The organism is Novosphingobium sediminis (assembly GCF_007991615.1).
Classification (GTDB): Bacteria; Pseudomonadota; Alphaproteobacteria; order Sphingomonadales; family Sphingomonadaceae; genus Novosphingobium; species Novosphingobium sediminis.
The window spans coordinates 197,161-220,843 of sequence record NZ_BJYR01000002.1; the positions used below are offsets into that span (position 1 = coordinate 197,161).

Below are 23,683 nucleotides of genomic sequence, written 5' to 3' on the forward strand. Positions count from 1 at the left end.
GAAGGGTGAGAATGATGGTTCGGCGCGCGCTTTTGGCAGCCATGTTGCTGGCTTCGGGAAGCGTTCTGGCGGCACCTGCCGAAAGCTCCAGCACCGCGCATCCTGCGCTTTGGCCCGCTGCGCACAGCCCGGCGACGATCACCAGCCCTGCCACCGAGCGCCGCATTGCCCGCATGATCGCGGCAATGACGCTTGAGGAAAAGATCGGGCAGATGATCCAGGCGGACATCAGCGCGATCACCCCTGAAGACCTCGCCAAGTATCCGCTCGGCTCAATCCTCGCTGGCGGCAATTCGGGCCCCTACGGCGATGAGCGCGGCGATGCAGCCAAATGGTCGAAGCTGGTGCATGAATTCCGCAAGGCCTCCGCGAAGGCCGGCGCCGGAATCCCGATCCTTTTCGGGATCGACGCAGTCCATGGCCATTCGAACCTCCCCGGCGCGACGCTTTTCCCGCACAACATCGGCCTCGGCGCCGCACATGACCCCGCGCTGATCCAGCGCATCGGTGAAGTGACCGCCATCGAAGTCGCCGCAAGCGGCATCGACTGGACCTTCGCGCCCACTCTTGCCGTCCCGCAGGATCTGCGCTGGGGCCGCAGCTATGAAGGATACGCTGCGGATCCCGCGCTCGTCGCCAGCTACGCCAAGGCGATGACCGTGGGCCTGCAGGGTCCGCTCGCGCCCGGCAAGCCGATCCCGGCAGACCGCGTTGCAGCTACCGCCAAGCATTACCTTGCCGATGGCGGCACCGATGGCGGCAAGGACCAGGGCGACGCGCTGATTTCCGAACGCGAGCTTGTTGCCCGCCATGCGCAGGGCTATCCGCCCGCGATCAACGCCGGGGCGCTCACCGTCATGGCCAGCTTCTCGAGCTGGAACGGCGCCAAGAACCACGGCAACCGCTCGCTGCTGACCGACGTTCTCAAGGGCCGCATGGGCTTCGAGGGCCTCGTCGTGGGTGATTGGAACGGCCACGGCCAGATCCCCGGCTGCAGCGTCACCGATTGCCCCAAGACTTTTACCGCCGGTCTCGACCTCGCGATGGCGCCGAACAGCTGGAAGGGCCTTTTCGAAGCGACCGTGCGTGAGGCCAAGGACGGCACGCTGCCGATGGCGCGGATCGACGATGCCGTCGCCCGGATCCTGCGCGTGAAGGCCAAGCTTGGCCTTCTCGGCGTGAACCCGGTTGATCGCGGCAACCCGTCGATCGTCGGTGCCGATGCTCACCTCGCCGTCGCGCGCGAGGCAGCGGCGAAGTCGCTCGTGCTCCTCAAGAACAATGGCGGCGTGCTGCCCCTGCGCCCCGGCGCCAAGGTGCTGATCGCCGGTCCCGGCGCAGACAGCATGGCGATGCAGGCGGGCGGCTGGACGATCACCTGGCAGGGCACCGACACCACCGCCGCAGATTTCCCCAAGGGCCAGACAATCGGCCGCGCTATCGTTGCAGCGGTCAAGGACGCCGGTGGCAGCGCGGCCATCTCGGCTGATGGCAACTTCAGCGAAAAACCCGATGTCGCCGTCGTCGTCTATGGTGAGCAGCCCTACGCCGAATTCCAGGGCGACATGCCCAATCTCGCCTTCCGCGAACATGCGGGCGAAAAGGCGCTGCTGGCAAAACTCAAGGCGCAAGGGGTCAAGGTCGTCTCGGTCTTCCTCTCGGGCCGCCCGCTGTTTGCCGGTCCCGAAATCAATGCCTCGGATGCGTTCGTTGCCGCCTGGCTTCCCGGCTCGCAGGGCGAAGGCGTCGCCGACGTCCTCGTTGCGCGCAAAGATGGCAAGCCGGCGCGCGGCTTCACCGGCAAGCTCCCCTTCCCCTGGCCCGCAGACGCCGTCTCACCGGTCAAGACCCCGCTGTTCGCGGCGGGCTACGGCTTGACCTATGCCAGCAAGGCAGTTGTCGGCACGGTCAACGAAGACCCCAAGGTCGATCTCGTCGCCTCGGCCAGCGAAGGCGTCTACTTCGCGCTCGGCAAGGTTCCCTCGCCGTGGCACCTCAGCCTCGATCCGGGCATCGCGGCACACGCGGTCGATCTGGGAGCGCAGGAAGATGCGCAGCAGTTCTCGTGGAGCGAGACCGGTGCCATCGGCATCGACGGCCCCCCGGTCGATCTCATGCGCCAGCTGGACGAGGAGTTCGCGCTCAAACTCGATGGCCGCCTCGATGCCGCCGCCGGTCCCATTGCGGTGACCATGGCCGGCGCGACGCTCAAGATCAGCCCGCCGGTCGGCCCGCTGACGGTGCGCATCCCGCTGCGCTGCTTCCTCGAGGCCGGCGCAAGCTTCAAGGCGGTAGGCACACCGCTGCGCATCGCGGGTGACAAGGGCCTTTCGCTCACCTTGCGCGGCGCCAGCATCGAAGGCGTCGGCCAGACGATCGCCTGCCCGGCTAAATAGCGATACCTTCGGCTTCGAAATAGGCGATCACCGGGGCGAGCACGTCCCGGTGCGCTTTCCAGCGCGCCACGGCGTCCTTGTACATCGGCCGCCGCACTTGCGCCGCGCTCGGTGTCGATACCGGGGCCGTATTGCGGTGGAAATCGAGGCAGGCCTCGTCCCAAGGCAGATCGCAATGCGCCAGCAGCGCCCGCGTCTCGCCCTCCTGATTGGCCACGAGATCTTCGTAGCCCAGTTCCAGAATGCGGCCCGGCAGCGCCTCACGCCAGAACGCCATCAGCCGATCGAACCGCACGTAGTACCGCGCGATATCCATCAGGTCGTAGCTGTAGTCGTAATAGCGCGAGGAAATCGCGAAGAGATTGCGGAAGTTTGCCAGCACCGTGTCGAGCGGATGGCGGCGCAGGCACACGATCCGTGCCTGCGGCAGCGCCCGTGCGATGAACCCGGCATATTGGAAATTCCCGGGAAACTTGTCAGTGAACCGGCCCTGCCGCGCTCCGGCGTGGGTTCGTGCGCGCGCAAGGTAATCTCGACCGATCGCACCAAGGTCCGCGGTGGCACCTGCTTCGATGGTATCGACGTCGAGCACCGTACGGCTGCGCGTGCCCGATGCCATCTTGACCGCGAGCGGCATGGCCTGAAGTTCGCCCGCGCTCCACACTGCGGGGTGTGAGGAGAGGATCCGGTCGACCAGCGTCGTTCCCGTTCGCGGCATGCCGATCACGAAGATCGGCGAATCCTGCGCCGCCCTGTTCACTGTCGCCGCCGCGACACGCGGCCAGACGCGCTCGATCGCATCGAAGTTCGCCGCATCCCGTGCAAAGGTATAAGGCAACCGTGCACGGTGCTCGGCATTGGTGGCGGCAAGCCGCGCAAAGGCCGCCTGCTGCTCACCCAGATCGTCGAGCTCCTTTGCTAGCGCGTAGCCGATCAGAAGACGCGCATCGCCGCCATCCGCCCGCTCCAGCGCCGCTTCGAGGCGTTTGACATGATTGCTCGCGGCGGTCTGCTTGCGCAGGCTCGCCAGCAGGTGATGCCCCCGCGCGTAATCGGGATCGACCGCCAGCAGTGCTTCGGCCGCAGCCTCAGCCCCATCGATATCGCCAATGAAGTTGAGCGCCGCCGCAAGATTGTAGCGAAACGACGCGTTGCCCGGCGCAAGCCGCACCGCCTCCCGGAAATGCGGCACCGAAGCGGCATGTTCGCCGAGGCGGGCATAGACGCAGCCCATGGTGTCACGCCCCAGCGCATCATCAGGCGGCGCGCGTTCAGCGGCGGCCAGCGTCTGCGCCGCCGCCCCGTCCTGCCGCAGCATGACTTGCAACCGCGCCAACTGTGCCCGGTAATCCCCGCGCGGATCGATCTCGACCGCCTGCGCGATATCGGCCAGACCAACGCTTACCCGCCCGGCTTCCGCCCGCGCCATGCCAAGCAGGAAGCGCCCTTCCGCGTCTTCCGGGAAGGCCGCGACGACACTGGCGCCAAGCTGCTCTGCGGCCACCAGATCTCGGCGAGCGAACGCCCGCCTCACAGCGGCGATGCGGGCTGGTTCAGCCTTCACCCGGTTCGATCAACCTGCTGCCGACGACGAGCCCTTGCGCCGCTCCACCATCGCGATGAGCGGCTTGAACGGAAACACGAACTGCTCCCAGATCGTCAGGCGGCGGCGGTCATCCTGCCCCACGAGGATGCCTTCGCCTTCCTTGTAGGTGCCGAACATGCGGTCGATCAGGATCAGCGAGTTGCCATAGTTGCAGCGCGTGTTCTCATAGCCGACCGAGTGGTGGAAGCTGTGATGGCGGATCGTGGTGAAGAAGAAGCTGTAGAACAGCGGCGGATCGCTCTTCACATTGGCATGGGCATAAGTTGCCACGACATTGGTCACCGCGAAGGCGCAGAGATAGGCCGCCGGGGACACATCGAAGAGCGCCACGATCCCGAGACTGATGAGGAACAGCTCGATCGGATTGCCGACCGCGCCCTTCATCGCGTTGAGTTGGGTGATGTGGTGGTGCGGCGCATGGGTCAGCCAGAACGGCTCCCAATTGTGCATCAGCCGGTGCATCCAGTACTGGCCGAACTCCCAAAGGAACACGACCAGCGCCACCTGCGCGAGGAACGGCATTGCCGTCACCCAAGGGGTCGCGATGCCCCACGTTTCCTTGAGCGCATGAAGCGGTGCTTCGGACAGGATAAAGGCCATCCGCGAAATGACCGTGTTGATCAGCACGAAGTAGAACAGGTCGGTGAAGAATTCCTGCCGGTTGATCCGCCAGCCTTCATGCCTCTCGAACACAAGTTCGAGCCCCAGCACGAAGGCGGTCACCACACTGTTGACGACAAGCAGCGTCCACGGGTTGGCGATCATGCTGTCCGGAGCCCAAGCCCAGAACGCCACCACCGCCGCCACTGTCGCGGGTGGAATGCAATCGACCGCAAGCTTCTTGATGCCCGAACTCATGACTTCACCACTCCTCGCCTGTGGTTTCTTATGTCCCTGTCCTGCGGCTTCTTGTTTTGCCGCAGGATTGCGCAATTGGGGGCGAGGATCAACCCCGCCCCCTTTTGTGCAGTCACCCTCTCCAAACTCAGTACTTCACGCGGACCTCAAGCCCTACGGTGCGCGGCGTGATGACCGTGTTGCGCAAGTAGCGCAGAACCACCCCGTCGTTCAGGCCGACGCGCGAGCGGTCGTTTGAAACCGCCGTGATCGCGTATTTGTTGAAGATGTTGTTCGCGAACACACCGACGGTGAACACATCGTTCTGCCAGCTCAGCGATGCACGGTGCAGCACGAAGCCGGGCAGCTTGTCGCCATAGGCGCGGTCCCAACCAAGGCGCGTCACCACATCGCCGCGATAGGTCGCGGTCCAGTCCGCGCTGAAATCGCCGCCCATCACCGGGAAGGTGTAGTTCACCCCGAGGCTGCCGCTATTCTTGGTGGAACCGGGCAGGCGGTCACCCTTGAGCGCATCCAACTGGATGGGCCTGCTGGGATAGGTCGCTGCCGGGCTGTTCACCGCGATGATCGCAGGTACGTCTTCGGTGAGCCGGGCATTGGTGTAGGAGTAGGTGCCCTGGATCGAAAGCCCATCGATCGGCCGGATCTGGAACGAGGCATCGAAGCCTTCCGACTTGGCCTTGCCGCCGTTGACCGTGATGCCGACGATACCGTTGACGGTCGCCGAGGCCACCTGGATGCCGCTCCAGTCGATCGTGAAAGCGTTCACGTTCAGCGTCAGCTTGCGATTGAACAGCTCCGCACGAACACCGACTTCGAGGTTCTTGGTCGAGTCCGGACCATACTGCAGCTCGTTGGGAAGCGCACAGACGTTCTGGAACGGCGGCGGCTTGAGCGGCAGGATGCACGGCGCCACGGTGTTGGGACCGCCAATGCGATAACCCTTGCTGTAGGTGGCATAGACCATCAGGCCCGGGGTGAACTTGTACGACGTGTTGAACTTCCACACCCCGCCGCTCTTCGCGGTCGTGCCGCCAGCAGGCTTGGCATCGTAGGGGCTGATCGGATCACCGAGCAGCGGCGTCACCGCGCGGCCGGAAACCAGCGACGAATAGTTGAAGTAGCGTCCGCCAGCCGTCACCTGCCACTCGGGCGTGATCTTGAAGGTGCCTTCGCCGAAGACGGCCTTTTCGATGACCTTCGAGCGGTTGAAGGATGCGTATTCGATCTCATCGGGGTTCGGCTGCGTGCCGAATTCGACCCAGGGATGGCCCGGGACATGCTCGCGGTAATCGGCCTGCAGCTTCTGTTCGTTGAAGAACCCGCCGAGCACCCAGCTGAACGGACCGCCGTGCGTGGAAACCAGGCGGATTTCCTGGTTGAACTGCTTGCGGGTATTCTCGCTCTCGTTCCAGCTGGTGAAGGCCGGGAACAGTTCGTAGTCGTAATCGAGATCGAGCAGCAGGTCGGTGTTGTCGCCCACCCGCTTGTTCTTCACTTCCGTGTAGGCCGTCGTCGATACGAGATCGAAGATTTCGGCAACATGGGCGTTGATTTCCATGCTGGCGAGGTGCGCGCGGCGATCGACCGGCTCGGCATAGCGAGAGGCGCTTTCGTACTTGCCGGTGCCGAGCACGAAGTCGCTGTTGTACTGCCCGCCATCGGTCTTGGTGTGCTGGAAGGCGTAGGTAAAATCGACCGAGAGATCGGGCGTGATCTGGAACAGCAACTGGTTCCGGGTGGTGAAGGTCTTCTCGAAGTTGAGGTCCTTGCGCCGATAGAGATTGGCGTCATAGCCCGCCTGCGAGATCGAAGTCGGCGGGACCGTAGCGAACCCATCGGGCTGCGGCAGCGAAACGCCCGGCGTCTTCACGAGCAGCGCATAGTCGATGAAGCCAGGATCGTAGTAGTAGCCAGTCGCCGAACGGAAGGCGATGTGATCCTTGACGATCGGAATGTTGATCACGCCGTCAACCTGATAGCCGGTCTTCGATGCTTCCTTCTTGCCATAAACGCGACCATGCCATTCGGCCTGCCACTTGGTCGTATCCGGACGGTTCGGAATGTTGCGGATCGCACCGGCCAGCGTGCCGAGACCGTAAAGCGTGCCCTGGGGACCGAGCAGCGTCTCGACGCGGTTGATGTCGAGCATCTTGAAATCGTAGTAGAGCGGCACTTCGCCAAGATAAATGCCCAGCGCGCTGTCATAGCTGTTGCCGGTCGCGTCGGTATCCGAGGCGTTCAGGCCGCGCAGCACGATCGTGCCGGTGCTCCCCGGGCCGGTATCGGCGATCGTGACGCCCGGCGTGAAATCGGCGATGTCGCGCACGTCGTCGATGCGCTGGCGTTCAAGCTGCTCGGCTCCCACCGCGGTGATGTTGATCGGCACGTCCTGCAACGAGGTCGCGCGCCGCGTCGCGGTCACGACGATGGCGCTGTTGTCCTCGATTGCTGCAGCCTGCGGCGCGTCGCTCGCTGGTGCGGGAGCCATCTGCGCGAATGCGGGAAAGGCGGTGCTGCCCATAAGGATCGTCGCACCCATCAGGGCCGTCTTGGCCAGCGTCGTCTTGTAAGTTGTCTTGGTCACTTGAGCCCCCGCGTTGCCTGCGTGAAAGCCTTTTCAAAGTGACATCCAGTCCCTGATTTCCCCCTTGTGACCGGGGAGCGCCGCTCCTTGTGGAACTGGCACCGTGTCATTCCCTCATTCCATCGCCACTAACGAGGCGGATGAATTCAATACTTCGCCAGATGATCAAAGGGGCAACTCAACCCGAAGAGCCCGATCTCCGACCTTTACATCTCGAACAAACGCCGCTGATGTTCGGACAGTAGATCCGAACTCGCACAACATTTGCCCACACGAACTCTATCGTGCAGAATACTGCTGCCAGACAACAGGATCGTCTGACTGGAAATTTCATTGTTGTTGTCGCAATGCACTATCAGCAGTACGACATTTCAGTTACGCTATCGATATTACATAACAGGTCAAGCGTAATAATTCTCGGTTGCCTCGGTATTATCCCATTCACGCTGCAGTGCGGAAATCCTTGATTTTTCCGAACTCAAGGAGCGCTTCAAGAGCAGGCCAGAAGCACACCGGGCTGATCGCGGCGTTGCAGCGAATCAACAGAACGCCCCGGATTCCCGGCCCCGATTCGCATTGCCCGAGATACCTTGCACAAAGGTGGTATTACGTTTTTTATGGAACGTAACATTTTGCCATGGACAAGCAGAATGTTTCTCGCAATGCTGCACTGCGAAAGGAGACAGAATCGTGTCAGCCACCTCTCCCACCAGGAAAGCCCGAGGGATCACCGGTTCGCTCCTTGCGGTAGCCATCACCGCCACGCTCGCTCTTGCTGGCTGTTCTGGTGGCGGCAGCGCTCCCACTGAAAAGAAAACCGAATTCAGCATCGGCTGGTCGATCTATGCCGGCTGGATGCCGTGGCCATACGCGCAGCAGGCCGGCATCGTGAAGAAGTGGGAAGACAAGTACCACCTCAAGATCAAGATTGTGCAGGTCAACGACTACGTCGAATCGATCAACCAGTACACTGCGGGCAAGCTCGACGGCGTCACTCTTGCCAACATGGACGCGCTGACCATTCCGGCGGCGGGCGGCAAGGACACGACCGCCGTGATCCTCGGCGACTATTCCAACGGCAACGACGGCGTATTGCTCAAGGGTGCGGCCAATCTCAGCGCGATAAAGGGCCGCTCGGTCAATCTGGTCGAACTCTCGGTCTCGCACTACCTCCTCGCCCGCGCCCTCGAAAAGGCCGGCATGGGCATGACCGACGTGAAGACGGTCAACACCGCCGATGCCGATATCGTCGGCGCCTTTGCCAGCCCCGATGTGACCGCCGCGGTTGCGTGGAACCCGCAGCTTTCGGTGATGCGCGCGCAGCCGGGTGCGACGCAGGTGTTCTCCTCGGCCGACATTCCGGGCGAGATCCTCGACCTCCTCGTCGTCGACACCGCCACGCTCAAGGCCAATCCCGATCTCGGCAAGGCGCTCGCGGGCATCTGGTACGATACCGTCCAGCTGATGATGAAGCAGGATGCGGACGGCAAAGCCGCGCGCGCCGCGATGGCCAAGCTAGCCGGCGCCGCGCCCGAAACCTTCGACAGCCAGCTCAAGACGACCTTCCTCTACACCGATCCCAAGGCCGCCGTCGCCGCCGCTCAATCGCCCGCGCTCGTCACCACGATGACCCGCGTGCGCGACTTCAGCTTCTCCAAGGGCCTGTTCAAGGGCGCCACTTCGGCCGATGCAGTCGGCATCGCCTTCCCGGGCGGCAAGACGCTCGGCGATGCGAGCCATGTCACCCTGCGCTTCGACGACAGCTTCATGAAGCTCGCGGCCGACGGGAAGATCTGACCGGATGCGCTGGGTCAATTGGCATCTTTCCAAGCGGGACCGCCTGATCGCAGGCGGTGCGCCGATCCTGCTGCTCGTCGTGATTTATCTGATCATGGCGGCGGCACGGCATTCGGCCAATCCGTCTGACAAGATCCTCCCCCTGCCCGGCGGCATGTTCACCGCGATGGCGAACCTGCTCACCACGCCTGATCCGCTTTCCGGCAACCTCGTGTTTTGGGCCGATACGCTTGCCAGCCTCCAGCGCCTCGGCCTCGGCCTCGGCATTGCGACCCTGTTTGCACTCGTGCTCGGGCTGCTCATCGGCGCGCTGCCGCCAATCCGGGCGACGCTGAGCCCGCTCGTCACCGGTATTGCCGTGATCCCGCCGATTGCGCTGCTCCCAGTCCTGTTCATCGCCTTGGGCCTTGGCGAGACTTCCAAGGTCGTCCTCATCGCCATCGGCGTTGCGCCGGTGATGATCCGCGACATTGCCGCGCATGTCGGCAGCCTGCCGCGCGAGCAGATCATCAAGGCAGAGACGCTCGGCGCCAATTCGTGGCAGATCATCGCCCGCGTCGCACTCCCGCAGGCCATGCCGCGCCTGCTACAGGCGATCCGCCTCGCGCTCGGCCCGGCATGGGTGTTTCTGATCTCCGCCGAAGCCGTCGCTTCCGACATCGGCCTTGGCTACCGCATCTTCCTCGTCCGCCGCTATCTCTCGATGGACGTCATCATCCCCTACGTCGCATGGATCGCGCTGCTCGCTATTCTGATGGATGTGGCACTCGCGGCGCTCAGCCGAAAGGCCTTCCCCTGGGCGCATGGAGAGAGCCGGTGAGCGCGCTCCTCTCGCTCAAGAACGTCTGGGTCGAATACGGCGACAAGGTCGTGCTCGAGAAGGTCAACCTCGAGGTGGCCGAAGGCGCGTTCCTCTCCATCATCGGCCCCTCGGGCGCGGGGAAGTCGAGCCTGCTGCGTCTGATCCTCGGGCAGGAGACGCCCACGCGCGGCACGATTCTGCTCGATGGGCAGCCGCTGAAGCCAGAATGCGGACCTGATCGCGGTGTCGTGTTCCAGCGCTACTCGGTCTTCCCGCACATGACCGTGCTTGGGAACGTCACGTTCGGCCTCGAATGCCCTGCCGCTCCTTTTGCCGCACGGCTGTTCGGCACGGCCCGCCGCAAGGCCGAGGCGGAAGCCACCGCCATGCTCGAAGCCGTCGGCCTTGGAGACAGCCTCCACCTCTACCCGGCGCAGATGTCGGGCGGCATGCAGCAACGGCTTGCCATCGCGCAGGCGCTGATCAAGCGCCCGCGCATCCTGCTGCTCGACGAACCCTTCGGCGCACTCGATCCCGGTATCCGGGCCGACATGCACGGCCTCATCACCCGGTTGTGGCGCGATTACTCGCTCACCGTCGTGATGGTGACGCACGACATCAAGGAAGCCTTCACGCTCGGCACGCGCGTCCTCGCGCTCGACAAGCGGCGGCATGATCCCCACGCGCCGCACCGCTACGGCGCGACGGCGGTCTACGACCTGCCCTTGCGCGGACCGCCGGTCCCCGCGCCCGAACCCGAAACAGCCCCAGAACCCGTCGCGGCCACGAATTGAGAGGAATGGCAATGACGATAGAAACCCCCGGCCTCGCCCGGCTCAGCATGAGCCTTCCCGCCGAACTGTTCCGCAAGCTCGACATGATGGTGACCGAGCGCCAGCTTCCCTCGCGCTCGCAGCTCATGGCCGAACTGATCCGCCACGCGCTCGCCGCGCATGAGGCGTTTACCCGGCCTGACGAGATGCTCGCCGGCACGATCACCCTTGTCTACCGGGGCGAACGGGGGCGGGTGCGCCATCAGCTCGCTCAGACGCAGGCGCACTACCTCAAGGAAGTGATCTCTTCGCAGCACGTCTTCCTCGAGGATGACCAGTCGCTCGAAGTGCTGCTGGTGCAAGGCCCCGCCGCCCGCCTCAAGGACCTCTCGGACGCGCTGCGCCGCGTGCGCGGGGTCCAGCAGCTCGAACTCGTCACCACCACCGCGCTCCTTCCGCAGCTCTACGAGCCGGAAGCCGATGCGCCGCAGGGAGCCGCCGCATGACTTCCGCTCTCGCTAACCCCAACGCCGCCCGCGATCACGCCCGCGCCCAAGGCGGCACCGTGGTCGAGGCGATGCCGATCCTCCCGCCGGTCGCGCCCGACCTGCCAGAAGGCGTGCCCGCATCCGATCTCCTCTGGGAAGAAACCGTGGCCCCCGGCGGCTACGCCACCCGCCGACTGCCTCGGGGCGCGCGCCTGCGCCTCCTCGACACCAAGGGCGATGCCTGCGCGAGCTTGCAGATCTTCAACGCCGAAATGCCGACCGAGCGCTACAGCTTTGCCGACACCGTGAAGATCCAGTGGAACGCCTACCTCGCGGAGGGCAAATTCCTGCTGTCCGACATGGGCCGTGTGCTGATGAGCATCATGACGGACGGCACCGAAGGAACTTGGGATACCTTCTCCGGCACGTCCAACGCCTACACCAACGCCGCGAAGTACGGCGATGGCCGGAACTCGGGCCAGTTCCCCAACGGGCGCGACCGCTTCCTGCTTGGCGCAGCCAAGCACGGCCTCCAGCGCCGCGACATCCACGCCGCCATCACCTTGTTCAAGGGCGCGAAGATTGCCGACGACGGCACGATCGAGCCGCAGATCGGCCCGTTCGAGCCCGGCCGCGAGGTGATCCTGCGCGCCGAAATGGACGTCATCGTGGTAATCGCCAATGTCCCCCACGTGCTCGATCCCCGGCCTGACTACACCGTCACGCCGCTGCGCCTCACCGCGTGGCGCGGGCCCATCGCAGCCGAGGACGATCCCATCCGCACCGCGACGCCGGAGGGCCTGCGCGCCTTCCTCAACGTCGAAGACTACTACCGCCGGTAAGGAGGCCCAGCAGATGCTCAACCGCGATCCGCACCATGACGGCCTGCCCGATACCATCGTCCACGACGAGGTCGTCCCCGCCCGCGCGCCCTGGATCCACCACATCAAGAAGGGCCAGACGCTGCGCATCGTAGACCTCGAAGGCAACCAGGCGGTCGACTTCCTGCTCTACAGCGAGGCCGACGATACCGAGCGCTACTCCGCGCAGGACACCGTGGCGGCGCAGGGCAATCTGTTCCTGCGCACCGGCACCGTCCTCCGCTCGAACGAAGGCCGCCCGATGATGACCATTGCGGCGACGACGGTCGAATACCACGACACTATTGGCGGCGCGTGCAGCTGCGAGAGCAACACGCTGCGCTATGGTCACCACACCAAGGCCCAGCACGCCTGCGTCGAGAATTTCCTCGAGGCCAATCTCACCGAAGGCCGCGGCAAGCGCGATATCGTCGCCAACATCAACTTCTTCATGAACGTGCCGGTCGAAGCCGACGGCGCGCTTGGCATCGTCGACGGCATTTCCGCACCCGGCCTAACGGTCGATCTCAAGGCCGAGATGGACGTCATCGTCGTCGTCTCGAACTGTCCGCAGATCAACAATCCGTGCAACGGCTTCAACCCGACGCCCGTGCGCATGATCGTCGCCGCATGAGCTTCGACACCGTCCTCATTGCCAACCGGGGCGCCATCGCCACCCGGATCATCCGCACCTTGCGCCGCATGGGGCTGCGCTCGGTCGCGGTCTATTCGGAAGCTGACGCGGGCTCCCTCCATGTGTCGGAGGCCGATGAGGCGGTCTGCATTGGCGGCGCGCGGCCATCCGAAAGCTATCTCAACGTCGATGCCATCCTTGAAGCCGCCAAGGCCACAGGCGCGGGCGCAATCCATCCCGGCTATGGCTTCCTGGCCGAGAACACCGATTTTGCGGAAAGCTGTGCCGCCGCCGGGATCGTGTTCATTGGCCCGACGCCTGACAACATCCGCATGTTCGGCCTCAAGCACAGCGCCCGTGCGCTGGCAAAGGCGCACGGCGTGCCGCTGGCTCCTGGCTCCGAACTTCTCACGAGCGAAAAGGAAGCGCTCGCCGCTGCCAACGAGATCGGCTTCCCCGTCATGCTCAAAGCGACCGCAGGCGGCGGCGGCATCGGCATGCGCGTGTGCGAAACGCAGGCCGATGTGCAGGAAGGCTTCGCCACCGTCGCCCGCCTCGGCCAGAGCAATTTCGGCGATGCCGGCGTGTTCCTCGAACGCTACGTACGCCGTGCCCGCCATGTCGAAGTGCAGATCTTCGGCGATGGCGAGGGCCGGGTCGTTGCACTCGGCGAACGCGATTGCTCGCTCCAGCGGCGCAACCAGAAAGTCGTCGAGGAAGCCCCTGCCCCGCTGCTGCCCCAGCAGATCCGGCAGGATCTCTACGCCGCCGCGATCCGCCTGGGCGAGGCTGCGCGCTATCGCTCTGCCGGCACCGTGGAGTTCCTCTATGATGCCGAGCGCGAGCAGTTCTACTTCCTCGAAATGAACACCCGCCTGCAGGTTGAGCACGGCGTGACCGAGATGGTCATGGGGCTTGATCTCGTCGAATGGATGGTGCGCGGCGGTGCTGGCGATTTCAGCTTCCTCGATGCTGCGCCCACCAAGCCGAGCGGCCATTCGGTGCAGGTGCGCCTCTATGCCGAAGACCCCGCGCTCGATTATCGCCCCACATCCGGCACGCTGACGGCGGTCGAGTTCCCCACCGATATCCGCACCGAAACTTGGGTCATGGGCGGCAGCGAAGTCAGCGCATGGTACGATCCCATGCTCGCCAAGCTGATCGTCCACGCGCCGACCCGCGAGGAAGCTGTCACCGCGATGCAAGTCGCACTCGGCGAGACCCGCGTCGACGGTATCGAAACCAACTTGCGCTGGCTGCGCGACGTCGTCCGCACGCCTGCATTCACCACTGGCCAAGTCTCCACCCGCGTCCTCGATACCATCGCCTACACCCCGCGCAGCGTGCGCGTCATCAGCGGCGGCACCGCGACCACTGTGCAGGACTGGCCGGGCCGTCAGCGCCTCTGGGCGGTCGGCGTGCCGCCCTCGGGTCCGATGGACGATCAATCGTTCCGCCTCGGCAACCGCCTTCTGGGCAACACTGAGGGCACCGCCGGGCTCGAGCTCACCCATTCCGGTCCCACCCTCGCCTTCACCGCCCCCGCGAAGATCGCCCTCACCGGTGCAGACTTCGGCGCAACGCTTGATGGCGTACCCGTTGCGCGCGGGCAGGTCGTTGCCGTGGCCGCCGGCCAGACCCTCGCGCTTGGCCGCGCGCGGGGCGGCGGTATGCGCGGCTATCTGCTCTTCGCAGGCGGCCTCGATATCGCGCCCTATCTCGGCAGCCGCGCGACGTTCGAACTGGGTCAGTTCGGCGGCCACGCCGCGCGCCGTCTCGTTGCGGGCGATGTACTCCACTTCGGCAGCGAGCCCGCCGAGGCCGCGCTTCCCGCCACCGCGCTCCCGTCGCTCGGTTCCGAATGGACCCTGCGCGTCCTCTATGGCCCGCACGGCTCACCGGATTTCTTCACGGCAGACGATATCGCAATGATCGTCGCCGCCGAATGGCAGGTCCACTACAACTCGAACCGCACCGGCGTCCGCCTGATCGGCCCCAAGCCGCACTGGGCCCGCAAGGATGGCGGCGAGGCAGGCCTCCACCCGTCCAACATCCACGACAACCCCTACGCCATTGGCGCGGTCGATTTCACTGGCGACATGCCAATCATTCTCGGCCCGGATGGCCCCTCATTGGGCGGCTTCGTCTGCCCGTTCGTGGTGATCGCGGCAGACCGCTGGAAGCTCGGCCAATTGGTGCCGGGAGACCGGCTGCGCTTCGCCCCCGTCACCATCGCAGACGCCGCTGCCGCCGATGCAGACCAGCAGCGCCTGCTCACCCAGGGCGCGCTCCCCGGCCCGGTGCCCGATCGGCCCGTCGCCCACCTTTCGCCGATACTTGCCGAAATCCCCGAGGCAAACGGCCGCCCCCGCACGATCTACCGCCAGCAGGGCGACCGCAATATCCTCGTCGAATACGGCCCGATCGTCCTCGACATCGAGCTGCGCATCCGCGTCCACGCGCTGATGGTCGAACTGGAAGCGCAAGCCCTCCCGGGCGTCATCGACATCGTGCCGGGCATCCGTTCGCTCCAGCTGCACTTCGACGGCACGCAGCTCGATCAGGCCACCGCTCTCGCCGCGCTGATTGCCGCCGAAGAGCGCCTTGGCGATCTGGCCGATTTCACGATCCCGAGCCGCGTGGTCCATCTACCTCTCTCATGGCGCGATCCCGCCACGCTGGAGACGATCCAGAAGTACATGGGCGCCGTCCGGGATGATGCGCCGTGGTGCCCGGACAACATCGAATTCATCCGCCGTATCAATGGCCTGCCCGATGTCGCCGCGGTCGAGAACTTGATCTTCGAGGCCAACTACCTCGTCATGGGTCTCGGCGACGTGTACCTTGGTGCGCCCGTCGCCACCCCGGTCGATCCGCGCCACCGCCTCGTCACCACCAAGTACAACCCCGCGCGCACCTGGACCCCGCCCAATGTCGTCGGCATTGGCGGCGCCTACATGTGCATCTACGGGATGGAGGGCCCGGGCGGCTACCAGCTGTTCGGCCGCACCGTGCAAGTGTGGAACACCTACAAGCAGACGGATGCCTTCATCGAAGGCAAGCCGTGGCTCCTGCGCTTCTTCGACCAGATCCGCTTCTACCCCGTCAGCGCCGAGGAACTCGCCGAATGGCGGCGCGATTTCCCCGCCGGCCGCCGCAGCCTGCGCATCGAGGAAAGCGAGTTCCGCCTTGCCGATTACCGCGCATTCCTTGCGGACAACGCCGAAGCGATCGCCGCGTTCGAGGCCAATCGTCAGGCCGCTTTCGACGCTGAACGCGCCGATTGGCACGCTCGCGGCGAGTTTGACCGGGTGAGCAACCTCGCCGAAGCCGAAGCCCCCGCCGCAGCGCTCACTGTCGTGCCGGACGGAACTGACCTGATCGAGGCACCTTTCGGCGGCAGCGTGTGGAAACTGCTCGTCGCTGCCGGTGATGCGGTGAAAGCTGGCGATACCATCGCGGTGATCGAGGCGATGAAGATGGAGTGCCCGGTCGAAAGCCCCGGCACTGGCACGGTCGAGGCGCTCTACATCAAGGAAAAGCAGTCGTTGCAGCCCGGCTCACCGATGCTGGCGCTGAGGAGGACGGCATGACCGCAGCCGAAATCGCGGCGGCCGTCCAATCCGGCGCAACCACCGCTGTCGCGCAAGCCGAAGCCGCCCTCGCCCGTATCGCCGCTTACGATGCCATCCAGCCCCAGGTCTGGATCAGCCGCGCGGCTGCTGACGATGTTCTCGCTGCCGCTCGCGCTGTTGATGCCCGCATCGCGACAGGTGAAAAGCTGCCGCTGGCCGGTGTCCCCTACGCCGCCAAGGACAACATCGACGTCGCCGGCTTCGAAACCACCGCCGCCTGCCCCGCGTTCGCGCATAAGCCGCCCGCCAGCGCCACCGTCACCGAGCGCCTCGCGGCTGCGGGGGCGATCTGCATGGGCAAGACTAACCTCGACCAGTTTGCCACCGGCCTCGTCGGCGTGCGCAGCCCCTATGGCATCCCGCGCAATGCCTTCAATCGCGCCTATGTCAGCGGCGGCTCCAGCTCTGGCTCGGCCATCGCGGTTGCCGCAGGCCTTGTGCCCATCGCGCTCGGCACCGATACGGCAGGCTCCGGCCGCGTCCCCGCCGCGTTCAACCACCTGATCGGCTTCAAGCCCACCAAGGGCCGCTGGAGCACGCAGGGCGTCGTCCCTGCTTGCCGCTCAATCGACTGCGTCACGGTCTTCGCGCACACCACCGCAGACGCCGCGCTTGTTGACAGCGTCCTCGCCCGGTTCGATCCCGCCGATCCGTGGTCGAAGCCACTCGCCGACCGCGCGCTCGCGCCGCGCCGCATTGGCGTTCCCCAGCGCCACCAGCGTCTGTTCTTCGGGGATGCGGAATCCGAGTATTTTTACGACCGCGCGGTAGATCACCTCGCCACCCTCGCCGAGATCATCGAGATCGACATCGCCCCGCTGCAGGAAGCCGCACAGCTGCTCTATGGCGGCCCATGGGTTGCCGAACGCACTGCCGCGATGGCCGAAATCCTCAGGACCAATCCCGATGCTGTCGATCCGACCGTCCGCACCGTGGTCGAAGCCGGCTGGGACAAGACCGCGGTCGAGACGTTTAACGGCATCTACCGCCTCGCCGAAATCAAGCGCCATGCCGATCTTCTGTGGGGCGAGATCGACGCGCTCGCCTTCCCCACCACCGGCACCACCTACCGCGTTGCAGAACTCGCCAAGGCGCCCATCGCGCTCAACAGCAATCTCGGCGCCTATACCAATTTCGTGAACCTGCTCGACATGGCCGCGCTCGCCGTGCCGGCAGGCGTGCGCCACAATGCAACGGGCTTTGGCATCACGTTCATCGGCCCTGCGGATACTGACCGCGCGCTGCTCGATCTGGCCGATGCCTATCTTGCCAAGGCCGATCTACCCGCTCCACCTCCGCTTGATCTTGAGGGACACATGCAGACCGTCAAACTCGCCGTCGTCGGCGCCCACCTCAAGGACATGCCGCTCCACTGGCAGCTCACCTCGCGCGAGGCCAAGTTCGTCGAGGCGACGCACACCGCGCCGACCTACCGGCTCTACGCGATGGCCGACAGCGTGCCGCCCAAGCCCGCGCTGGTGCACAGCGGCGAAGACGGCGCAGCAATCGCGGTTGAAGTCTACGAACTGGGCGTCGCCGAATTCGGCAGCTTCACCGTCGAAGTCCCCGCGCCGCTTGCCATCGGCACGGTCACGCTGGCAGACGGCACCAGCGTCAAGGGCTTCGTCGCCGAACCGCGCGCCTTGACGGGTGCGCAAGACATCACCCACCTCGGCGGATGGCGCGCGTTTATTGCGCAGAAGAGCTGAAGGAGCAGACCCCATGCGAACCCTCAAGACACTGCTCCTCACCGCCGCGTTGATCCCCGGAATTGCTGCTGCAAAGGACGCGCCGAAGCCTGGCGTGCAAGTCGTCCCCGGCTTTGCAGACTTCCTTGCCATCGATGGCGATACCGTCTGGGCCACCAACAAGGGCCGCGTCGAGCAGTGGTCGGTGAAGGGCAAGAAGGCCGAGTATCCGATGGGCCGGCCCTGCGGCGGCATGAGCGTGGACTTCGGCTCGCTTTGGGTCGCCGATTGCCCGGAAAACGCGGTCAAGCGGATCGACGTGAAGACCGGCAGACTCCTTGCCGTGGTCTCCTCGGGCATTGCCAACAACATGGAGGGCGAGCTCAACACCGTCACCGGCGCAGGCTCTGTCTGGATCGGGAGCGAGGCGAGCGGCAAGATCGCGCGGATCGATCCCGCAACCAACAAGGTCGTCGCCTCGATCCCGGTTACCCCCGGCTCGTGGTATCTCACGTTCGGCCTCGGTGCACTCTGGGCCGTCAGCGGCAAGGAGCAGGTGCTCAGCCGCATCGATCCGGCCACCAACACCGTCACCGGTACGGTCGCGCTCGGCAAGACGCCGGGCTTTCTCGTGGCGGGCGAAGGCGCGGTCTGGGTGCAGGAACAGGGCGACGGCACCGTCGCGCGCATCGATCCCGCCACCATGACTGTCACGGCCCGCATCAAGGTGGGCGATAACCTCAAGTGGGGCGATATCGATACCGGCGGCGGCAAGGTCTGGCTGCGTACCACCGACGATCAGGAGTTCGTGGTGATCGACGCTGCAACCAACGCCATCCTCACCCGCGTCGGCAAGCCCTCCGGCAGCGGAGCTCTACGCTGGACGCCCAAGGGGGTGTGGACTTCGGCGCACGACATCCACACACTGACTTATTGGCCGAGCGGCAGCGAGACGGCAAAGCCCTGAGCGGCTGCCTACAACCCAATCCCTCGTCATTGCGAGCGTCGCGAAGCAAACCACGTGACGCTCTGGTTTGCTTCGCTACGCTCGCAATGACGATCACGATGCGTTGTTCGTCATCCCCGCGAAGGCGGGGATCCAGAGCGGACAACCTAAGCGCCAGCGAGCGAGATCAGGCCGCCGCTTTCCGCCCTTTCACCCAGTCGATGATCGGCGTCAGCGGGTAGATCAGCGTCTCGCCGATCCCCATGTGCCGGCGGCCTTCCTGCCCGACTTCCACCGCCTCGCCGTCCTTGAACGTCCCATGCATCCGGTCGAACAGGATCAGCGCGCAGGCATAGTTGCAGCGGGTATCCTCGTACTCGACCGAATGGTGCAGGCTATGCGCCTCGATGGTGGTGAACACCGCCGAATACCAGCGCGGCGGGTTGAACCGCACATTGGCATGGCTGAACGCTGCAATCGTCCCCAGCATATGCCCGGCGCAAAACAGCGCAGTCAGCGAGAAGTCGAGGAATACGGTCAGGCTTAGCCCGATCAGGAACAGTTCGAAGGGATTGCCCACCGCACCCTTAAGCGCATTGAGTTGCCGCACGAAATGGTGCGGCGCGTGCACCACCCACAGCGGAAACCAATTGTGCATCGCGCGGTGCAGCCAATAGTGGCCCCACTCGATCAGCAGCATGATGAGCGCGACCTGCACGATCAGCGGCGCATGTTCCAGCCACGGCGTGTGAATGCCCAGCGCGTCCTTGAGGCCAATCAGCGGCGGATCGGCCCAGTGCTTTCCGGCATAGCGCACCACCGTGTAGAACATCACGAAGTAGAACAGGTCCGAGAGGAACTCCGCACGCGTCAGCCGCCAACCGGCATGGCGCTCGTTGATCTGCTCCAGACCCAGGATCATGAACTTGGTGCAGATCGCCGCGATGACGATCGTCCAGCCGTTGGTTGCCAACTCTGGCGGCAGGAATGACCAGAACGCAAAGATCGCCAGCAGTGTCGCTGGTTGGTAATACTTGAATATCACCGGTTTAATACCAGCCATGATATTGCAGACCCCCACGGCTTTTGTTCGAGGTGAAAGCTAACACCAAGATCCGGTATCAACAACTGCCCCATTCGTCATACCCGCAAAAGGGAAGCACAAGGGCGGCGACCGACGGGCTCAATGCGCATTTTCGCTTGCACTTTGTGCGCGTTTTCGCTCAAACCAATCACAAACAATCATCATCCGTCCGGGAGACGCGCATTGCACAAGGCCCCCATCCGCCTCATCGGAGCGCTCCTCCTCGCCGGCAGCGCACTCGCGCCGCTTCATGCTCAGCAAGCGGCAGACCCGCTCGCCGATGGCTTCCGCGATCCTCCGTCTTCCGCCCGCCCCCGCGTGTGGTGGCACTGGATGAACGGCAACGTCACCGAGGAAGGCATCCGGCTTGATCTCGAATGGATGAAGCGCATCGGGATCGGCGGCGCGCAGACGTTCGATGCGCAGCTTCAGACGCCGCAAGTCGTTGACAAGCGCCTTGTCTACATGACACCCGAATGGAAGCACGCCTTCCGCACTGCCGCCGAAACCGCCGACAAGCTCGGCCTCGAACTCGCCATCGCGGCGTCTCCGGGCTGGAGCGAAAGTGGCGGGCCTTGGGTCAAGCCCGAGGACGGCATGAAAAAGCTCGTCTGGTCCGATACGCGGATCGCCGGCGGCAAGCCGTTCAAGGGGAAGCTCGCCCCGCCGCCCTCAGTCACCGGGCCGTTCCAGGATCTTGGCATGCAGCCTGAAATCGGCGTCGAGCATCCCAAGACCGACCTGCCGCAGTTCTACCGCGACACTTATGTCTTTGCGGTGCGCGAAACCGAAGCGCCGCTTGCACCGGCATGGTCGGCATCATCCGGCAAGATCGACGGCGCGTTGCTTGGCGATGGCAAGCAGGCGACGGCGCTGGAGATCCCTGCGGGTCCGGCCGATGCACCGGCATGGATCCGTGCCGATTTCGCCGCACCGCAGATCGTCCGCTCGGCCACGCTGGCCATGCCGCCCGTCTCGTTGTTCAGCGCCGCCAAGTACGCGCCGGTCCTTGAAGCCAGCACCGACGGCACGAACTTCAACGAGATCGCGCGGTTCCCCACGGGCACGTCAGCGCAGTATTCCATCACCTTCCCCGCCATCGCAGCGAAGGCCCTGCGGGTGCGCTTTCTGCCCGAGCAGACCGGCTTCAGCCTGCCGACGCCGCCCGCTCCCGGTGCCGAATTCCCTGCCTTCCCCGGTTTCATGAGCGGCGCAGGGCCGCACGTCACCGTTGCCGAACTCGGCTTCTCGGCTTCCGCACGCACGCACCGGTTCGAGGAGAAGGCCGGTTTTGCGACCACGCTTGATTACAACGCGATCCCCACACCCGATGCGCCGGCGCTGCCCGAAGATGCCGCGATCGACCTGTCCGAGCACCTGAAGCAGGACGGCACGCTCGACTGGACGCCGCCCAAGGGCCAATGGCACGTGCTGCGCCTCGGCTATTCGCTGACGGGAACTGAAAACCATCCCGCCCCGCCCGAAGCCACTGGCCTCGAAGTCGACAAGTTCGATGCCGAGGCTGTCCGCCGTTATATCAACACCTACCTCGATACCTACCTCGCCGCCGCCGGTCCCGATCTGATCGGGCAACACGGCGTCCGCGCCGTCCTCAACGACAGCATCGAAGTCGGCGCCAGCAACTGGACGCCGCAGATCGTCACCGAGTTCAAGCTCCGCCGCGGCTATGATCCAGTGCCATGGCTGCCTGCGCTCACTGGCGTGATCCTCGGCAGCCCGGCGCGCACCGATGCGTTCCTCCATGATTACCGCCAGACCCTCGCCGATCTGATGGCAGACGGACACTACAGGACCATCGCCGAAGAGGCCCACAAACGCGGCCTCATCCACTATTCGGAAGCCCTCGAAGACAAGCGCCCCTCGCTGGGGGACGATATGGCCATGCGCCGCAACGCTGATGTGCCGATGGCAGCAATGTGGTCCTACGACACCGAGAAGGGAGCACCGCAGCCCAGCTACGAAGGCGACATGCGCGGAGCGGCCTCGGTCGCCCACGTCTATGGGCAGAACCTCGTCGCAGCGGAATCGCTTACCGCAGCTCTCCAGCCATGGGCCTTCGCCCCGCGCGACCTGAAGCCGATGATCGACATGGAGTTCGCGCTTGGCATCAACCGCCCTGTGATCCACACCTCGGTCCATCAGCCGCTGACCGACAAGGCCCCCGGCTTCTCGCTGTTCATCTTCGGCCAGTACTTCAACCGGCTCGAGACATGGGGCGAACAGGCAAGGCCGTGGGTCGATTACATCGCCCGCAGCAGTTACATGCTCCAGGAGGGGCGCAACGTGGCCGATGTCGCGTACTTCTACGGCGAGGAAGCGCCGCTTACCGCACTTTTCGCCAAGGCCGTGCCGGCTGACCTTCCGACCAACAACGCCTTCGATTTCGTCAATCCGGACGTTCTCCTCAACCAGCTATCCAACGACGGTGCGGACCTCGTCGCCAAGAGCGGCGCCCGCTACAAGGCGCTGTACCTCGGCGGCAGCTCGGCGCGGATGAGCCTCGCGGTCCTCAAGCGCATCGATACACTGGTGCGCGCCGGTGCGACCCTGATTGGCGAAAAGCCACTTGGCTCGCCCGCCTTGCAGGATGAACCCGCAGAGTTCGCCCGCATCGCCAATGCCTTGTGGAGCGGCGATAGCGGCAAGGGCCGCGTTCTCACGAGCCACGATCCGGACGGCGCGCTCACCAAACTCGGCATTGCGGCAGACCTGACCTATACCAAGGCCGCGCCTGATACCTCGCTGCGCTTCGTCCACCGCAAGACGGCGGATGCGGACATCTACTTTGTCACCAACCGCAAGAACCGCACCGAGCCCACCACGCTGAGCTTTGCGCAGGCCGGCCGGGCACCCGAATGGTGGGATGCGCAAACCGGCAAGGCCTCGCCTCTCGCATACACGACGAGGGATGGCCGCACCGAGGTTCTGGCGACGTTAAAGCCGTGGCAATCAGGCTTCGTGGTGTTCCGCAAGGCCGGCCCGGCCAGCCTCAGCGTTCCCGCACCCAAGCGCACGCCCGTCACCACGCTTGGCGGATCGTGGACCCTCACCTTCCAACCGGGCCGCGGCGCCCCCGCCAGCATAACGCTCCCCGCGCTATCGGACTGGACGAAGAATACCGACCCCGGCGTACGCTACTTCTCCGGCACCGCCACGTATCACCAGACGCTCAAGGCCCCCGCCATAAAGCCGGGCCAGCGCCTGATCCTCGATCTGGGCGATGTGCGCGATCTCGCGGAAGTGATCGTCAACGGCAAATCGGCGGGCATCCTGTGGCAGCCGCCTTACGAGGCGGATCTGACCGGGCTTGCAAAACCGGGCGCCAACACCGTGGAAATCCGCGTCACCAACCTCTGGGTCAACCGCTTGATCGGCGATGCGCAGCCCGGTGCGAAGCCGATCACCTTCACTACGCTGAAAACCTACCGCGCCGATGCGCCGCTGCGGTCTTCAGGTCTGATTGGTCCGGTGATACTCGAGGTGGAACGCTAACTCCATTCGTCATTGC

At 64.8% G+C, this 23,683-nt stretch carries 15 protein-coding genes; 11 read left to right on the forward strand and 4 right to left on the reverse strand.

Annotated features, from left to right (window positions below; genetic code table 11):
* Positions 1 to 11 precede the first annotated feature (11 nt).
* The gene (locus NSE01_RS01980) at positions 12 to 2,396 is read left to right on the forward strand and encodes a glycoside hydrolase family 3 protein (RefSeq protein ID WP_307725961.1); all 2,385 of its coding nucleotides are present in this window, start codon (positions 12 to 14) and stop codon (positions 2,394 to 2,396) included.
* On the opposite strand, the gene NSE01_RS01985 is transcribed toward NSE01_RS01980, so the two are convergent.
* From NSE01_RS01985 to NSE01_RS01995, 3 genes are all read right to left on the reverse strand, one after another.
* A complete protein-coding gene (locus tag NSE01_RS01985) occupies positions 2,389 to 3,960 on the reverse strand; it encodes a tetratricopeptide repeat-containing sulfotransferase family protein (protein ID WP_147157944.1) in 1,572 nt (523 codons plus the stop codon). The two genes, NSE01_RS01980 and NSE01_RS01985, sit on opposite strands and share 8 nt — an antisense overlap.
* A 9-nt stretch (positions 3,961 to 3,969) precedes the next feature.
* On the reverse strand, positions 3,970 to 4,860 hold the full coding sequence (locus NSE01_RS01990) for a sterol desaturase family protein (protein ID WP_147157945.1): 891 nt from the start codon (positions 4,858 to 4,860) through the stop codon (positions 3,970 to 3,972).
* 127 nt (positions 4,861 to 4,987) lie between these two features.
* Complete coding sequence (locus tag NSE01_RS01995) at positions 4,988 to 7,402, reverse strand: TonB-dependent receptor (protein ID WP_147158026.1); 2,415 nt, start codon at positions 7,400 to 7,402, stop codon at positions 4,988 to 4,990.
* Positions 7,403 to 8,173: 771 nt separating this feature from the next.
* Here NSE01_RS01995 and NSE01_RS02000 point away from each other — a divergent pair.
* Genes NSE01_RS02000 through NSE01_RS02040 form a run of 9 tightly spaced genes read left to right on the forward strand, consistent with a single transcriptional unit; the run spans position 8,174 to position 19,091 of the window.
* The gene (locus NSE01_RS02000) at positions 8,174 to 9,244 is read left to right on the forward strand and encodes a putative urea ABC transporter substrate-binding protein (protein ID WP_147158027.1); all 1,071 of its coding nucleotides are present in this window, start codon (positions 8,174 to 8,176) and stop codon (positions 9,242 to 9,244) included.
* Between the two features lie 4 nt (positions 9,245 to 9,248).
* Complete coding sequence (locus tag NSE01_RS02005) at positions 9,249 to 10,064, forward strand: ABC transporter permease (RefSeq protein ID WP_147157946.1); 816 nt, start codon at positions 9,249 to 9,251, stop codon at positions 10,062 to 10,064.
* A complete protein-coding gene (locus tag NSE01_RS02010) occupies positions 10,061 to 10,840 on the forward strand; it encodes an ABC transporter ATP-binding protein (RefSeq protein WP_147157947.1) in 780 nt (259 codons plus the stop codon). Before NSE01_RS02005 ends, NSE01_RS02010 begins: the two co-directional genes overlap by 4 nt.
* Before the next feature lie 11 nt (positions 10,841 to 10,851).
* A complete protein-coding gene (locus NSE01_RS02015) occupies positions 10,852 to 11,325 on the forward strand; it encodes a CopG family ribbon-helix-helix protein (protein ID WP_170233729.1) in 474 nt (157 codons plus the stop codon).
* Positions 11,322 to 12,149 (forward strand): urea amidolyase associated protein UAAP1, encoded by an 828-nt coding sequence (locus NSE01_RS02020; protein WP_147157948.1) that lies wholly within the window; start codon positions 11,322 to 11,324, stop codon positions 12,147 to 12,149. The genes NSE01_RS02015 and NSE01_RS02020 overlap by 4 nt, the downstream gene beginning before the upstream one ends.
* A gap of 13 nt (positions 12,150 to 12,162) precedes the next feature.
* On the forward strand, positions 12,163 to 12,801 hold the full coding sequence (locus tag NSE01_RS02025; protein ID WP_147157949.1) for an urea amidolyase associated protein UAAP2: 639 nt from the start codon (positions 12,163 to 12,165) through the stop codon (positions 12,799 to 12,801).
* Positions 12,798 to 16,394, forward strand: a complete 3,597-nt coding sequence (gene uca, locus NSE01_RS02030; protein ID WP_147157950.1) for an urea carboxylase — start codon at positions 12,798 to 12,800, stop codon at positions 16,392 to 16,394. Before NSE01_RS02025 ends, uca begins: the two co-directional genes overlap by 4 nt.
* Entirely contained in the window at positions 16,391 to 18,145 is a 1,755-nt protein-coding gene (gene atzF / locus NSE01_RS02035) for an allophanate hydrolase (RefSeq protein ID WP_147157951.1), read from the forward strand. Before uca ends, atzF begins: the two co-directional genes overlap by 4 nt.
* Before the next feature lie 13 nt (positions 18,146 to 18,158).
* Complete coding sequence (locus NSE01_RS02040; protein ID WP_147157952.1) at positions 18,159 to 19,091, forward strand: Vgb family protein; 933 nt, start codon at positions 18,159 to 18,161, stop codon at positions 19,089 to 19,091.
* 166 nt (positions 19,092 to 19,257) lie between these two features.
* Here NSE01_RS02040 and NSE01_RS02045 read toward each other — a convergent pair whose 3' ends face one another.
* On the reverse strand, positions 19,258 to 20,133 hold the full coding sequence (locus tag NSE01_RS02045; RefSeq protein WP_147157953.1) for a sterol desaturase family protein: 876 nt from the start codon (positions 20,131 to 20,133) through the stop codon (positions 19,258 to 19,260).
* A 204-nt stretch (positions 20,134 to 20,337) separates the two neighbouring features.
* Here NSE01_RS02045 and NSE01_RS02050 point away from each other — a divergent pair, with 204 nt between their 5' ends.
* Positions 20,338 to 23,667, forward strand: coding sequence for a glycosyl hydrolase (locus NSE01_RS02050; RefSeq protein WP_246134983.1), 3,330 nt, complete (start codon positions 20,338 to 20,340; stop codon positions 23,665 to 23,667).
* The last annotated feature ends 16 nt before the right edge of the window (positions 23,668 to 23,683 follow it).

Bases quoted from the DNA above. Each gene is read 5' to 3' on its own strand.
- NSE01_RS01980 (WP_307725961.1), top strand. From the start codon at position 12: ATGATGGTTCGGCGCGCGCTTTTGGCAGCCATGTTGCTGGCTTCGGGA.
- NSE01_RS01990 (WP_147157945.1), bottom strand. From the start codon at position 4,860: ATGAGTTCGGGCATCAAGAAGCTTGCGGTCGATTGCATTCCACCCGCG.
- NSE01_RS01995 (WP_147158026.1), bottom strand. From the start codon at position 7,402: ATGGGTGCGACGATCCTTATGGGCAGCACCGCCTTTCCCGCATTCGCG.
- NSE01_RS02005 (WP_147157946.1), top strand. From the start codon at position 9,249: ATGCGCTGGGTCAATTGGCATCTTTCCAAGCGGGACCGCCTGATCGCA.
- NSE01_RS02015 (WP_170233729.1), top strand. From the start codon at position 10,852: ATGACGATAGAAACCCCCGGCCTCGCCCGGCTCAGCATGAGCCTTCCC.
- NSE01_RS02020 (WP_147157948.1), top strand. From the start codon at position 11,322: ATGACTTCCGCTCTCGCTAACCCCAACGCCGCCCGCGATCACGCCCGC.
- NSE01_RS02025 (WP_147157949.1), top strand. From the start codon at position 12,163: ATGCTCAACCGCGATCCGCACCATGACGGCCTGCCCGATACCATCGTC.
- uca (WP_147157950.1), top strand. From the start codon at position 12,798: ATGAGCTTCGACACCGTCCTCATTGCCAACCGGGGCGCCATCGCCACC.
- atzF (WP_147157951.1), top strand. From the start codon at position 16,391: ATGACCGCAGCCGAAATCGCGGCGGCCGTCCAATCCGGCGCAACCACC.
- NSE01_RS02040 (WP_147157952.1), top strand. From the start codon at position 18,159: ATGCGAACCCTCAAGACACTGCTCCTCACCGCCGCGTTGATCCCCGGA.
- NSE01_RS02045 (WP_147157953.1), bottom strand. From the start codon at position 20,133: ATGGCTGGTATTAAACCGGTGATATTCAAGTATTACCAACCAGCGACA.